Raw genomic sequence first — 15885 nt, forward strand, 5'->3', positions numbered from 1 at the left:
TCTCCTTTTATATAATGAATCACTTTTCACCACGCGATTGATGTTGTGAAGAGGTGAGCGCCTGTCCAAGTTTTACCCGTTTCAACTGCGCGACAATGATCACGCTAATGACACACAACAAAAACCATGAACTAATTTTACCGATGTGTACAAGCGACCATGTCGCCTCTTGATTCGGGTATTGCCATGCACCGTAGAATGTCGTAATATTTTCGGCAATCCAAATAAAAAACCCGATCAACAAAAACGACACCGTCAGTGGCATACGAAAGACCTTCCCATTCACACGGAAAAATACGACCGTCCGCAAAAACACAAGAATAAGTAATCCTTTCAGTAGCCAACGAGCATCCCAAACGAAGTGATGCGTAAAGAAATTTGCATAAATCAATACACATAAACTAACTGCATACAACGACCGTGGCCAGCCTGTCATTCGCAAGTCAAAGCGTCGCCATGCTTGACAAATATAACTTGCCACACTCGCATACATGAACCCACTATAAAGCGGCACCCCAAAAATCATACTATACGCCTCTTCTGGATACACCCAAGAGCCCATATGCACTTTGTAAATCTCAAGTCCTAAACCAATGAGATGAAACAGACAAATCACTTTCAGTTCATCCAACGTCTCTAACTTAAAATAAAGCATCGCGCCTTGCGCAAGCAAACACACGATCAAGATCAAATCGTAACGTGGTAAAAATGGGACACTGAACCATTGGCTGAATGCTAAAGTAAGAAAAATAATGACAGGAAACACACAGGAAAGTGCCTGTCCGTAACCAAAATATAGAAATGTCTTCACGATGTTGTGTTCCCTTCATCTCTACTCTTCCCGATCAAACCGTAAAAAAAGAGCTTTGTAATATCTTCAGTAAGCGGCAAAATCTTCTGATAGACTTCTTGTTGCCGCACACAGTCCCTCATCATTTCAAAATAAAAAAGAATGGCCTCATCTGAAATGGTCGGATCAATATAGCCATACGCTCTCCCCTCAGCTAACAAGACATGCCAGTGCTTCATGATTTTCTCTTGCATAAAAGTTTCTAACTGCCCTCCCGGCTTGACATATTCTTTCATCATATAATGATAAAACTCTTCATTAATTTTTTGTGAAATCTCTATTTTGTAAGCCATCATTTGCTTCATTTTTTCTGGGAATGCTTGATCACTGTAAACAATGTCCACAAACATTTGCGCTGATTCTTCCATCATTGCTAAGATCACTTCATAAACAAGACGATGTTTATTTTTGAAATAATTATAGATGGTTACTTGTGACACGCGCGCCTCTTGCGCAATTTCTGTGATTGCCACTTTTTGCACACCATATGCCATGAATAACTTCTTCGCAGCCGCAATAATTTGTTGTTCTTTTTTTGCTCTCCTTCGGGCAAATCCATCCATCCTTCACTCACCTCCATCTTATTGTAAGGAAAAACGCCCTGAAAAACAACGAAAAACTTGACTCATAACTACTTGCCACCGACATACATATTGTATATTATGAAGTATATATAGTTAAAAAGTTCATAACAAAGGAGGGCGCAAACATGCCCGTATTGGAAACGAAAGACTTAACAAAACAATTTGGCACAACCCACGCATTAAATGGCGTTAATATGCAAGTTGAGCATGGGGAAGTCTACGGATTTATCGGACCTAATGGTGCGGGAAAGTCAACAACCATTCGTATTTTACTCGGGATGTTAAAAGCTTCTTCAGGAGAAGCGACCATCTTTGGGAAGAATGTTTGGAAAGATGCCGTGGATATTCATAGACGTATCTCCTATGTGCCTGGTGATGTCAATTTATGGCCAAATCTAACTGGCGGCGAAGTAATCGATTTTTTATTAAAGCTACGTGGCAAAGCACGGACAACTCGCGTGCAACAACTTATTGAACAGTTTCAGTTAGACCCTACAAAGAAATGTCGTACTTATTCAAAAGGAAATCGGCAAAAGGTCGCTTTAATTACGGCATTTGCCGCAGACAGTGATTTGTATTTGCTCGATGAACCAACATCCGGTCTTGATCCGTTGATGGAACGTGTCTTTCAAGATTGTGTTCAATCTGCCAAGCAAGAAGGCAAAAGTATCTTACTCTCCTCTCATATTTTGTCCGAAGTTGAACGTTTGTGTGACCGTGTCGCCATTATTCGCCAAGGGCAAGTCATTGAATCCGGTACCCTGGCCCAATTACGGCATTTGACACGCATTCATGTGACGGTCGAGACGCAAGAGCAAATACCCGCATTGCATGAACAAAGTGGTGTTTATGAGATTGACGCCCACGGCCACACAGCATCCTTTTATGCGGATGAAACTGCGCTGGATACGGTCATGCGCTACATCAGCTCATTTGGTATTTTGAAGCTGCAAAGCACGCCACTGACATTGGAAGACTTATTTATGCGGCACTACAACGATGCAGGAGAGGAGTGATCGTCATGTGGACAGAAAATTTCCATGCAACTGGCCGTCTCATGCGCTTCATCTTGCGTCGCGACAGGCTCCGCATCCCTATTTGGCTTGTTTCAATCATCGCAATTACTTTCCTCACCGCTTCTTCCCTTGCACAATTATATCCTTCTGACGAGGAACGCCAGGTCATTGCAGAGACGATGAATAATCCAGCGATGATTGCAATGGTTGGACCGGGGTATGGACTGGATCATTATACAGAAGGTGCGATGATGGCCCATCAAATGTTGCTCTTTACAGCAGTTGTTGTCGCGATCATGAATATTTTGCTTGTCGCTCGTCATACCCGCACCGAAGAGGAAGAAGGTAGAACCGAACTTCTCCGCTCGCTCCCAGTCGGTCGACTGGCGAATGTGAGCGCCACACTCATCGTGCTACTACTCACAAATATCGTCTTAGCCAGCGGCGTTAGCCTCAGCTTACTTTCGTTACAAATTGATAGTATGGATGCAGCTGGGTCCTGGATTTATGGGAGCGCACTCGGTGCAACTGGCTTTTTCTTCGCCGCGGTCACAATCATCTTTGCACAGCTATGTGAGAGTAGTCGAGGAACAATTGGCTTCCCATTTGCCGTGCTAGGTGCCGCCTTTTTACTACGTGCCATCGGTGATGTTTCAAATGAGACGTTGTCGCTTTTCTCTCCACTCGGTTGGACTGTAGCGGTTAAGGCTTTCGTCGTAAATCAGTGGTGGCCAGTTTTGCTACTAGGTGGCATCGCCGTCACGTTGGCTGTTTTCGCGCTATTCTTGTATACGGCGCGTGATTTCCAAGCCGGTTTCTTTCCGACACGGCGTGGAAGAAGAACGGCTTCACGTTTCTTAACTGGACCATTCGGTCTCGCTTTTAAACTCCAACGTACAGCGATAATCTCATGGTTCATTGGCATGTTGATTCTCGGTGTTTCTTACGGTTCCATTTTTGGCGATTTAGAAAGCTTTTTTGAGAGCAATGAAATGATCTCGGAGTTACTCCCGATCACAAGCGAGTTTTCATTATCTGAATCCTTTTTGGCAAAGATCATGTCGCTGATCGCGATCTTCTCGACCATCCCTGGTATTTTATTTGCAACAAAGCTCAAGTCAGAGGAAAATCAAGCCCGCAATGAACCGTTACTGACACATGCGATCTCCCGTTTGAAGTTAATGGCTACGTATAGCACGCTAGGTCTTGTCGGTAGCGTCATGATGTTAGGTGCCGCAACATTCGGTTTGATCATCAGTATGCAAGCGGTCGTCGATGATCCGATTACGACCAGCACCATCATCCAATCTGCGGCTGTTTACGTACCGGCGATGTGGCTCGTTATCGCCCTCTCCATTAGCATCATCGGTGTGCGCCCACAACTGTCATCGCTTATTTGGTTATACATTGGCTTCTCATTCTTTGTGGTCTATTTAGGCGACTTACTGAATGTCCCAGAATGGATCCAGTCGCTCTCACCATTTGGTCATGTTCCGCAAGTCCCGCTCGCAGATGTGAGCTTTCTATCAATCCTCACGCTTTCTGCCATTTGTCTCATACTCATTACCACGGGACATATCGCTTACCGGAGACGTGACTTAGCTGGGTAACACCATTCAAGTAAAAAACCGAGCAAATTGTCTGCTCGGTTTTTCGTTTTATTCTTCTGATCCATTATTTAATTGAATATTTTTTTGTGGGGCAAAGGTTGAAATCGCATGCTTATAGACGAGTTGTTGTCGTCCTTCTGTTTCAATCATGACGGTAAAATTATCGAATCCTTTAATGTGCCCACGTAATTGAAACCCATTTAACAAAAATACGGTAACGGGTACATTTTCTTTTCTCAATTGATTCAAAAACTGGTCTTGAATGTTCACTGATGCTTTCATACGGAAAACCCCTCTCTCTGTATATACAATCATCTGTATGAACTTATTCGTGCTCGTAAGACAATTTTCCTTCTATAAAAGCAAATATTTTTTCAAAGACCCGCGCTGGCTCGTCTTCATCCATATGAAACCACACTGCTTCACTCCGGTTCCGAAACCAGGTCAATTGTCGCTTTGCATAGCGCCGAGAGTTTTGCTTCAACTGGGCAACTGCTTCTGCCAAAGATACTTCGCCATCTAAATACTGATACAATTCTTTATAGCCGATCGCCTGGATCGACTGCCCGCGGATGCCTTCTTCATGTAATTGTCTCACTTCTTCTAACAATCCCGCCGTCATCATCTCATCGACGCGCTTATTAATCCGTTCATACAACCGCTCCCGTGCCATCGTCAAACCGATCATGATCACTCGCTCCGTTGCGGGTGCTTGTTCTTGTGCGGAATACGGTTTTCCTGTCACATGAATAACTTCCAGCGCGCGAATAACCCGCCGCGAATTATTCGGATGAATGCGTTGTGCGGCCGCCATGTCTTGCTCAGCTAAACACGCATGTAACGCTGCTTCCCCGTGTGCCTTAGCGTATGCCTCCATCCGTGCCCGGAAATCTGGATCACTACTCGCCTCATTAAAATCAAGTGCATGCGTGATCGCTTGCACGTATAGCCCTGTTCCACCGACAAGAATCGGTCGCTTTCCACGTTCACGAATATCATCGATCACCGCCCGCGCTTTTTCTTGAAACGAAGCGACCGTCCACGACTCACTTGGCTCCAGTACATCAATCAAATGGTGCGGTACTCCGTGCATCTCTTCAAATCGTACTTTCGCTGTACCAATGTCCATTCTTTTATATACTTGCATTGCATCACCACTGACGACTTCGCCTGCAAATCTCTGCGCCAATTGAATCCCTAGTGCTGTTTTTCCAACTGCGGTTGGTCCAACGACCGCAATCAATGTTTTTGTCATACATAAACTTCCTTTCTATACCTTTAAAACACCATACTGAAAAGACGCACGCAAACGACGACGGATCGTATATCCATAACGAGCAAACTGCTCGCTTCCTCTATGATCTTTTAATACAATGGCCCGCCGCGCCACACGTCTAGCTTCTGTCATCATCACATCATCCAACGGGGCTCCATGCGCAAAGGCGCGTAATCCCGCAATGCCGGGGGAAGCGACCGCTACTTGAAACATCGGGTCAAAATAAATGACATCAATGCTGCGATCAGGGCACTGCTGCAAGTAAGATGTGCTATTAGCGCAAACAACTTCAATTGTTCGCATCGCCTTCGTAAAATCATCCAAATGATCACCATCTGTCCACGACTGTAACCCTTCACGCACAATGAAGGCAACACGCGGATCGGCTTCTACACCAATCACACGTCCCTTTGGTCCCACCGCAAGTTGTGCCATGACTGCGTCGGCAGCCATGCCAAGTGTCCCATCTAAAAAAGAATCGCCCGCCCGTAAATCAGCGGCCTCAATGAGTGGATCGCGCTTCGTGTGACGCCATTGCTTGTAACGAACAAGGGCCGCATTTGGGTGATAAAAGAACGGTTCGTGGACACCTTGCTTATGTAATGACAATTTCTCCGCTCCAACAACCAATACTTCTGAATCGACCTGTTCAAAAAGTGACTGGAGAGAACGGTCCTCTCGTGGAACAAGAGGAACCGCCAATGTCTCAGCATATTTTTTTGCTTGTGCAATAAACGTGTGCGCTTGCTTACGTGCTGTTGTCACAATCATCTTCGGTGCTCCTCTACATGACCCGTTTAAACATTTTTTCTAATTCATAGGTTGAAAAATGGATGACCACTGGACGTCCGTGCGGGCACGTAAATGGTTCTTCACAACGTTGCAATGTTTCAAGCAGCTGCATCATTTCATCATCTCGTAAATGATGATTCGCTTTGATCGCCGCTTTACAACTCATCAGGATGGCTGCTTCCTCACGTAAATCAGCAATACTTACTTGTTTTTGCGATAGAAGTTGTGCGACCATTTCACGAATCAGTGACTCGATTTCCGCACTTGGAAACCAAACAGGGTGTGCGCGTACAATAAATGTATTTTTCCCAAAAGCCGTTAAAAACACGCCGACCGCTTCTAGTTTTTCGATTGACTCTGTAATGACTAACGTCTCTCGGTTTGTGAATTCCATTGTTAACGGCGCGAGCATCGCTTGCGTTTCAGGTGCGACTTCCGCTAGTTTGGCGCGAAAATATTCATATTTAATTCGTTCCTGCGCAGCATGCTGATCAATTAAATACATTCCTTGTTCATTTTGGGCAATAATGTATGTCCCGTGAACTTGGCCAACGGGATAAAGCGTTGGCAATAACGACGTAGCTCGGTCTGGTTGAGCCAACTGTTCATCGGTCGTCACCGCAATCTCTTGATCAGCATTCTCTTTGTCTTCCTCTAGCAACGGTGTTTTAGCTTGTTGCACTTGCTCTGCCACCGGTAAGGGTGTGCTTTCATATAGAGAAGCTGTTTCTTGCACCGCACGAGGTATTTCTGGCTGCGACTCGTATGCAAGTTGCTGCTCCTGTTGCGGAGGGGCAGAAAACGACAATGACAACTGCTTTTCTCCTGCTTGTTTCTTTTCTAGTGACTGCTTTGTCGGTTCCGGAATGAGCGCCTCGGCCCGTAACGCTTGTTTAATGCTCGTCGTAATCACTTCTGACAACGCTTCTTCCTTACTCAACCGTACTTCTAATTTTGCTGGATGCACATTTACATCAATGAGGATCGGATCCATTTTAAGTTGAATGACCGCAATTGGGTAACGACCAATTGGTAGAAGGGTATGAAACCCTTGTTGAATCGCCTGTGCCAATTTGAAATTGCGAATGTAACGCCCATTAATAAACAGCGACATATACTGCCGACTCGCTCGCGTCAACATCGGTCTCGCAATATAGCCAGTAATCTCATAATCAAGTGATGTGCCGTCAATCTTGATCATTTCATGCGCTGTGTTGCGACCATACACTTGGGCAATCACTTGCCGCAAATCGCCATTGCCACTCGTTTGTAAAATCGTTTTCCCGTCACTCACGTACTGAAAAGAAATCCCCGGATAGGCCAACGCCATCCGATTAATAACGTCACTGATATGACCCGCTTCCGTCGAAACGGTTTTCAAATATTTTAATCGTGCCGGTGTGTTATAAAACAAATCCGTTACGCAAATGGTTGTGCCACGCCGTGCTTCCGCAGGGCCGCGTTTCACCTCTTTGCCTCCTTCAAGCACAATACCCGCACCTGCGCCCCCTGTACTTGACTGCAGCTCGACACGGGCAACCGAAGCAATACTCGGCAACGCCTCACCTCTAAAGCCAAGCGTACGAATGGTGAATAAGTCACGATCAGACTGGATTTTCGACGTGGCATGCCGGGCAAACGCCAAGCCAATCTCTTCAGCTGCAATACCTATACCATTGTCAACAATGCGAATAGATTGCAGTCCACCTTCTTCAATCTCAACTAAAATGTGCGTACTCTCGGCATCAATCGCATTTTCTACTAGTTCCTTTACAATTGAAGCGGGACGCTCGACCACTTCGCCAGCGGCGATTTTATTCGATAGCGTTGCGTCAAGTTGCTGAATGTGTGCCATCGGTTCCCTCCTATTTCCGTTGGTTTCTTAATTGCTTTTGCCAAGCTTGAATATGTTCAAGTGCCTGAAACGGCGTAACATGTAGCAAATCAACCTCACAAATCTTATCAAGTACCGCTTTCTCACCAGATTTGACCGTTCGTGTTTCTTTCCGTGCTATTTCTTCATCTGTTTGAAAAAGTGGCAATTGCACCGGTGTATACTCGGTTACCTCTTCTGTAACAGCTGCCACTTCTTTTGTCGCCAATGCCGGTTGCTCAAATGTTTGCAAAAGCGTACGTGCTCTCTCTGTCACTGCATCGGGTAGTCCCGCAAGCTTGGCAACGTATACACCGTAACTCCGGTCAGCAGCGCCTTCAATGACTTGATGTAAAAACACAACGTCTTCATCTTTTTCGGCAACCGCAACATGGACATTTCGTAAGGTCGGCAAAGACTCTGCGAGCGTCGTTAGCTCGTGATAATGCGTTGAAAACAACGTCTTCGCACCAATGTGTTCGTCGATATACTCAATAATCGCTTGGGCAAGTGCCATCCCATCATACGTTGATGTCCCGCGCCCGATTTCATCAAGAATAATTAAGCTTTGTTTTGTAGCTTTCATCAGTGCATCTTTTGTTTCGAGCATCTCGACCATGAACGTACTTTGCCCACTCGCTAAGTCATCTGCCGCACCAATACGGGTAAAAATTTGGTCAAAAATTGGGAGTGCCGCACTTGTTGCCGGTACGAAACTACCAATTTGCGTCATCACAACCGTTAACGCTAACTGACGCATATATGTACTTTTTCCGCCCATGTTCGGACCAGTAATTAATAACATATCCCGCGAGCCCGTTAAATCAATATCATTTTGCACGTAGCTCCCTCGCTGAATGACCGTCTCAACAACTGGATGACGCCCGCCTTCAATCGTCACATCACGTGTATCATTGAGATGTGGGCACACATATTGATTCGCCTCCGCGACGACGGCAAAGCTTGCCAACACGTCCATTTCACTCACATGATGGGCAAATCGCTGTAAATGCGGTAAATACTCCGCTACTTCTTTTCGCACATTTGTAAATAACTCGTATTCAAGCTCAACCATCTTTTCTTCCGCCCCAAGAATGAGCGCTTCTTTCTCTTTCAATTCTGGTGTTACGTACCGTTCGGCATTCGTTAATGTTTGTTTACGCTCATAACGCCCTTCTGGAATGAGGTGTGTATTCGCTCGCGTCACTTCAATATAATAGCCAAACACTTTGTTGTACCCGACTTTTAAAGAACGAATCCCCGTCTGCTCCCGCTCCTTTTGCTCTAACGCAGAGATCCACTTTTTTCCGTCGCGACTTGCAGCCCGGTACTGATCTAACTTTTCAGAGAAGCCCGTAACGATTAAACCACCGTCTGTCACAGACGTTGGCGCGTCTTCGGAAATGCTTGAATCAAGTAATGTAACGAGCGTTTGAAATGACTCAACCTCACCAAACCACCGGGTGAGAAAAGACGTGTCAATCCGCGCTGCTTGTTGTTGTAACTCGGGAATCTTCATTAATGATCGCTTTAATTGTACGAGCTCACGCGCATTCACATGTCCACATGACACGCGTGCAGCAAGACGCTCAATATCATACACTTCTTTCAATGCATCTCGCAAAGCTTCACGCTCAAAATAATGATCAAGAAATAATTGCACCGTTTGCTGACGTGCTTCGATTGTTGACTGGCGCATAAGGGGTCGTTCTAGCCATTTGCGTAAAAGACGCCCGCCCATCGCAGTCATCGTTTGATCGAGTACAAACAACAATGAACCACGTTTCTTCTTATCTCGCAATGTTTCGGTCAGTTCCAAGTTTCGTTTCGCATGTTCATCCATTTTCAAATAAGCATCCGCCGGTACATATACGACTTGCTGCAAATGATTGAGCGCTTGTTTCTCAGTTGCCAATAAATAATGGAGCAAGCGCGCAAACGCCGCATGTAAAACGGGCTCATCAATATGTGCTATAAGCGCATCATATGCTGCTATCTTCTCCGCCTTCTCTTCAATCGACACAACGACGTGCGCTTGCTTTTGCAGTTGTTCTTGCAGTCTAGCAGGAAAATCTGGCGGCAAAACCGCTTCTCGAGCCTGACTCGCCACAATCTCTTCATATAGCTCGTCCCAATCACCCGTTCCAGGCGTCACAGACACTTCCCCGGTTGACACATCACAACGCAACAGTCCATATGCCTTTGCGTTATCTAATGCCACCGACACAATATAATGGTTTTCTTTCGCCCCTATTTGCTTATCATTCATCCATGTTCCCGGCGTTAACACTTTCGTTACTTCGCGCTTGACAACACCTTTGACTGATTTTGGATTTTCTACTTGCTCACAAATCGCGATCTTATAGCCTTTTTCAATTAACGTCGCCATATAGCCATCCGCTGAATGGTGCGGGACACCACACATCGGAATTGCGTCCTCACCTTTTCCGCGACTTGTTAAAGTAATCTCCAACTCACTAGCTGCTCGCTTTGCATCCTCATAAAAAAGCTCATAAAAATCTCCTAACCGAAAAAAGAGAAATGCATCTTCATGTTGGCTCTTAATCTTTAAATATTGTTTCATCATCGGTGTTTGTGCTTGTTGTCCCATACTAACCTCCGATATCATTATCCTGTTTCTTACTCTATCATGCCATACACTGAAGAAGAGGGCAACATGATGAAAGCCCGTTTTTTTCACCCTCTACGCTGTGATCGCATATAGTATTGTGGACAATAAGGGATACTTTAATAAATGACCATTGGAGATGACTCTTAAATAATAGAGTTCATACTCATATATTTATATCCGCTGATGAACCGTATCTTTATTAGGAATAACCAACGTGTTCTGTCCTAAAAAACGAAAAGGAGGAGTGTACATGTCACAACCAACCATGCCGAATTTCACACCCAATTTGAACTTAAGTCGGGATGATGTCATTAATTTACTGTTATCTTCTGTCGCGATGGAAGAAATGGGCTTAGCACACATTATTAATGCAGAAGGAGAAAAAATCCAATACGCCTTAGGGACCTTGAATGGTTCGACTGGACCACCGGCAACATTGGAAGAGATTTTAGCTATAAATGAAAGTGTCGTTTGTATGATGGACACCATTTTCAAAAAAGAAATGATCCTAGACTCGAAGATGAAAAAAGCCATTACATTTCCAGAAGCCGTAAGTGGGCCGCCTGGACCGACCGGGGTTCCAGGTGGGGTAGATGTGATCAATGGACTCCAAGGACCCATTGTCACATTAACGATTGGCAATATCCCCGGAGGAATTGAAAATATTAATGGCATCACCGCAGCCGCCGATGGTAGTTTGGTATTAGACGCAGAAGATGTCGGCGCATTTCCGTATGAACTTGTCCCATCTACACAAGATTTGAATGTCCTCACTGATTCCGGAGTATATACTTCGGATGGAAGTGGAGGAGGACCAACCAATGGACCCGTAGGGGCAACATCACCCATTTGGACATTATATGTATCGTTGATCACACCAGGACCTGGATCACAAATTGTTGTGTTACAGCTATTTATTACTAATCCGAGCTTATACATTCGTAGTTCACAACCAGGAGCTGTCATGTGGAACAACTGGATTGAAATTGCAGCAACTGGACCGATCGGACCTACCGGACCTACCGGACCTACCGGACCGATCGGACCTACAGGACCGACTGGACCGACTGGACCGACTGGACCTACCGGACCGATCGGACCTACAGGACCGACTGGACCTACCGGACCTACCGGACCTTCTGGACCTACCGGACCCACTGGACCTACCGGACCTACCGGACCCACTGGACCCACTGGATCCATTGGACCAACTGGACCGACTGGACCTACCGGACCTACCGGATCTACCGGACCTACCGGACCTACCGGACCGACTGGACCTACCGGACCTACCGGACCTTCTGGACCTACCGGACCCACTGGACCTACCGGACCGACTGGACCTACCGGACCGACTGGACCTACCGGACCTACCGGACCTACCGGACCTACCGGACCTACCGGACCGACTGGATCGATTGGAGCTACCGGACCTTCTGGACCCACTGGACCTACCGGACCGACTGGATCGATTGGAGCTACCGGACCTTCTGGACCGACTGGACCGACTGGGCCTACCGGACCTACCGGACCCACTGGACCGACTGGACCTACCGGACCTTCTGGACCTACCGGACCTACCGGACCTACCGGACCTACCGGACCGACTGGACCCACTGGACCTTCTGGACCTTCTGGACCTACCGGACCTACCGGACCTACCGGACCTACCGGACCTACCGGGCCTACCGGACCGACTGGACCTTCTGGACCCACTGGACCGACTGGGACGACTGGACCTACCGGGCCTACCGGACCTACCGGGCCTACCGGACCGACTGGACCGACTGGACCGACTGGACCTACCGGGCCTACCGGACCGACTGGACCTACGGGAGATCTAAATACCGTCATTAATTCACGCATCTCCCTAACGTCAGGTGCCGCTGGTCTCACGAACGGAACAGCTGTGAGCTTTAATAACAATGACATCAACAATGGTGGAACGTTTATCACCTGGCCAGGAGTAGGAGGAAACACAGATATTGATTTAACAGAAGGTGTCTATTTCATCAACTGGATCATCAATGGCGCACCAGCTACACCACCTGGCGATATACAGTTTGAATTACAGCTTGGCGGGGCGCCGGTTTCTGGGAGTGGCTCGGCTATCACAAATGCACCTGCTCAACGCTATCTTTCTGGAAACATTATTATCGACACTACAGGTGGGAACTTAACGCTTGTGAACACTGGTGCTACCATCAATATAAACTCATTTGCAGGGCGCTACTCAGCTGTTGTGAGTATTACCAGATTATCATGATCATTTTTAAAAGAAAGGAGGGATACAAATGTCACAGGCAAACATGCCAAATTTCACACCTGATATTAACTTAAGTCGAGACGATGTCGTCAGTCTATTATTTGCATCCATTGCAATGGAGGAAATGGGCTTAGCACACATCATTAACGCAGAAGGAGAAAAGATCCAATATGTTTTAGGTACTTTAGAAGGCATTACCGGACCAACAGCAACATTGCAAGAAATTTTAGATGTAAATGAAAGCGTTGCCGACATACTGGATACAATTTTCAAAAAAGAAATTATATTGGAGTCGAAAATGAAAGCAACCACCGCCATTCCATCATTTCTAGGACCGACTGGACCGACCGGACCGACTGGTGGCGTCGCCTCAGTAAACGGCATCCCAGGTCCTGTCGTTACTTTAACGATCGGAGATATTCCAGGTGGCATCGCAAATATAAATGGGGTAACTCCGGATGTCAATGGCAACCTTGTTCTAAATGCAGAAGATATTGGCGCGTTTCCACATACAATTGTAGACTCTGAATCGAACCTGAATGGTTTTATTGTCGAAGGGGTTTATAGTTCAGATGGCACTGGTGGAGGACCGTTAAATGGCCCACCACCTCCAGGTACCATTGGCCCAGTATGGACATTGTATGTATCATTAATTACACCTGGTCCTGGATCCCAAATGGTTGTTTTACAACTATTACTCTCTAATCCAAGTATCTATTTACGTAGTTCACAACCTGGCGCTGCAACATGGAATAATTGGGTTGAAATATCTGCCACAGGTCCAATCGGACCGACGGGTTTTATCGGACCTTCTGGACCTACCGGATCTACCGGACCTTCTGGACCGATTGGACTTTCTGGACCGATTGGAACGATCGGACCTACCGGACCTTCTGGATCTTTTGGACCTACTGGTCCTACTGGTCCGACTGGATCTTCTGGACTTACTGGGGTCACGGGACCTTCTGGGCCTTCTGGGACCACTGGGCCTTCTGGAACCGCTGGACCTTCTGGTCCTACCGGAACCACTGGACCTTCTGGGCCTTCTGGGACCACTGGACCTTTTGGGTTTACTGGATCGACTGGCCCTATCGGCACCACTGGACCTTCTGGTCCTACCGGACCTTCTGGACCTTCTGGACCTTCTGGAGCCACTGGACCTTCTGGACCTTCTGGACCTATCGGGCCTTCTGGATCTACTGGATCTACTGGTTCTACTGGTCCTACTGGTCCTACCGGACCTTCTGGTCCTACTGGTCCTACCGGATCTTCTGGACCGACTGGAGTCACTGGTCCTACCGGACCTTCTGGATCTACTGGTCCTACCGGACCTACCGGAACGACTGGTCCTACCGGACCTACCGGACCTACCGGACCTTCTGGTCCTACTGGTCCTACTGGACCTACCGGACCTACCGGACCTACCGGACCTTCTGGTCCTACTGGACCTACTGGATCAACTGGAGCCACCGGACCTACCGGTCCTACTGGTCCTACTGGAACGACTGGTCCTACCGGAACGACTGGTCCTACCGGAACGACTGGTCCTACTGGTCCTACTGGTCCTACCGGACCTACTGGACCTACTGGTCCTACTGGTCCTACTGGTCCTACTGGGTCAACGACAACAATGTTTAATTTTACTAGAGCAAATCAAGAGGCAACCCAACTCATTGGCATTGGCTCTGACGTACCGTTAGACACTGATCTTGTTGATAATGGTGCTCCTTTTATCACGCCATCAGGTAGTGGCCTCAGTTTAGAACCCGGAGCATATCTCGTTGATTGGGGAATAAATGGATCACCAAATCCATCTCCAGGAAATGTGCAATTTGGGTTACACTTCGGCGGAGATGTTCCAGGTAGCGTTGCTGTTTCAAATGGCATTAGTAATACGCATTTTCTCTCTTCTGCCATCGTTATTGAAGTCTCAACGACAGATGTGCTGACAATTAGAAACTTCGCAGGAGCTGTCACCCTATCAACTGACCAAGGCCGACTCGCTGCTGAACTCAGTGTGATCAAGTTAAGATGATCGCGATGACCAATCATATCGAGAAAAGAAAGGAGGAATATGTATGTCTCAACCAAATATGCCCAATTTCACACCAAGCATTACGATAGACCGTGAAGATGTTGTCAATCTTTTGCTAGCTTCCATTGCAATGGAAGAAATGGGGTTATCCCATATCATTAACGCAGAGGGAGAAAAAATTCAATACGCTCTAGGGACATTAAACGGGACGACTGGCCCGGTATCGTTACAAGATATTTTAACTGTAAATGAAAGTGTATCAGACTTACTTGATACGATCTTTAAAAAAGAATTAATATTAGAATCAAAATTAAAATCTGCCGCAAATATCCCAACCGTCCCTGGACCGACTGGGCCTGTCGGTCCAACTGGTGGCATAGAAACGATTAATGGACAAATGGGGGATGTTCTTTTAACGATCACAGACATTCCCGGGGGAATCGAAAATATTAATGGTGTCACGGCAGATGTGGATGGCAACGTTTCACTAAATGCTGAAGATGTTGGTGCACTTCCATATGGTGTCACTGCTTCTGATTCTGATTTAGACAGCTTCATTACACCCGGTGTGTACAGTTCAGATGGAAGCGCGGGTGGACCTTCTTTTACACCGTTAGGGCAACCTGTAACCATTGGACCCATTTGGACAGTGTATGTCTCAGTCATCACAACCGCACCAATTGTAGTATTGCAACTTTTAATTACGAATCCTACAATTTATCTCCGTAGCTCTCAACCAGGTGCAGCAACTTGGAATGATTGGGTACAAATCAATCAACCTGGGGCGACTGGGGAGACTGGACCTACTGGATCGATTGGACCTACTGGACCTACTGGACCTACTGGACCTACCGGACCTACTGGACCTACTGGACCTACTGGACCTACTGGACCTACTGGACCTACTGGACCTACTGGACCTACTGGACCTACTGGATCGACTGGACCTAC

Annotated in this window: 12 protein-coding genes; 5 read left to right on the forward strand and 7 right to left on the reverse strand. The window is 46.7% G+C overall.

The features are described 5' to 3' along the window. Positions 1–19: 19 nt before the first annotated feature. Complete coding sequence (locus BLT29_RS04445) at positions 20–811, reverse strand: DUF817 domain-containing protein (protein WP_437182621.1); 792 nt, start codon at positions 809–811, stop codon at positions 20–22. Beyond that, positions 808–1413, reverse strand: a complete 606-nt coding sequence (locus tag BLT29_RS04450; RefSeq protein WP_090775108.1) for a TetR/AcrR family transcriptional regulator — start codon at positions 1411–1413, stop codon at positions 808–810. The genes BLT29_RS04445 and BLT29_RS04450 overlap by 4 nt, the downstream gene beginning before the upstream one ends. Before the next feature lie 146 nt (positions 1414–1559). Here BLT29_RS04450 and BLT29_RS04455 point away from each other — a divergent pair, with 146 nt between their 5' ends. Both BLT29_RS04455 and BLT29_RS04460 read left to right on the forward strand, forming a co-directional pair. Beyond that, on the forward strand, positions 1560–2450 hold the full coding sequence (locus tag BLT29_RS04455) for an ABC transporter ATP-binding protein (protein ID WP_090775109.1): 891 nt from the start codon (positions 1560–1562) through the stop codon (positions 2448–2450). Between the two features lie 5 nt (positions 2451–2455). Beyond that, the gene (locus BLT29_RS04460; protein ID WP_090775110.1) at positions 2456–4060 is read left to right on the forward strand and encodes an ABC transporter permease; all 1605 of its coding nucleotides are present in this window, start codon (positions 2456–2458) and stop codon (positions 4058–4060) included. Between the two features lie 48 nt (positions 4061–4108). Here the strand turns inward: BLT29_RS04460 and hfq are convergent, their stop codons facing one another. From hfq to mutS, 5 genes are read right to left on the reverse strand one after another with little or no spacing between them, the layout of a single operon-like run. Continuing rightward, the gene (gene hfq, locus BLT29_RS04465) at positions 4109–4342 is read right to left on the reverse strand and encodes an RNA chaperone Hfq (RefSeq protein WP_090775111.1); all 234 of its coding nucleotides are present in this window, start codon (positions 4340–4342) and stop codon (positions 4109–4111) included. A gap of 43 nt (positions 4343–4385) precedes the next feature. Beyond that, positions 4386–5315 (reverse strand): tRNA (adenosine(37)-N6)-dimethylallyltransferase MiaA, encoded by a 930-nt coding sequence (miaA, locus tag BLT29_RS04470; protein WP_090775112.1) that lies wholly within the window; start codon positions 5313–5315, stop codon positions 4386–4388. Between the two features lie 15 nt (positions 5316–5330). Beyond that, positions 5331–6107 carry a class I SAM-dependent methyltransferase gene (locus BLT29_RS04475; RefSeq protein WP_090775113.1) on the reverse strand — a complete coding sequence of 259 codons (777 nt, stop codon included), beginning with the start codon at positions 6105–6107 and terminating at the stop codon, positions 5331–5333. A gap of 13 nt (positions 6108–6120) precedes the next feature. Next, positions 6121–7983, reverse strand: a complete 1863-nt coding sequence (gene mutL, locus BLT29_RS04480; RefSeq protein WP_090775114.1) for a DNA mismatch repair endonuclease MutL — start codon at positions 7981–7983, stop codon at positions 6121–6123. Between the two features lie 10 nt (positions 7984–7993). Beyond that, positions 7994–10612 (reverse strand): DNA mismatch repair protein MutS, encoded by a 2619-nt coding sequence (gene mutS / locus BLT29_RS04485; RefSeq protein WP_090775115.1) that lies wholly within the window; start codon positions 10610–10612, stop codon positions 7994–7996. 271 nt (positions 10613–10883) lie between these two features. Here mutS and BLT29_RS13840 point away from each other — a divergent pair, with 271 nt between their 5' ends. From BLT29_RS13840 to BLT29_RS13470, 3 genes are all read left to right on the forward strand, one after another. After that, positions 10884–12899, forward strand: a complete 2016-nt coding sequence (locus BLT29_RS13840; RefSeq protein ID WP_281241401.1) for a pyocin knob domain-containing protein — start codon at positions 10884–10886, stop codon at positions 12897–12899. 28 nt (positions 12900–12927) lie between these two features. Beyond that, positions 12928–14934 (forward strand): alpha-helical endospore appendage domain-containing protein, encoded by a 2007-nt coding sequence (locus tag BLT29_RS14065; RefSeq protein ID WP_437182622.1) that lies wholly within the window; start codon positions 12928–12930, stop codon positions 14932–14934. 43 nt (positions 14935–14977) lie between these two features. After that, positions 14978–15885 (forward strand): pyocin knob domain-containing protein (locus tag BLT29_RS13470; protein WP_218123997.1); only part of this gene is annotated, 908 nt, incomplete at its 3' end.

Source organism: Shouchella lonarensis (genome assembly GCF_900096965.1).
GTDB classification, from domain to species: Bacteria; Bacillota; Bacilli; order Bacillales; family Bacillaceae_D; genus Shouchella; species Shouchella lonarensis.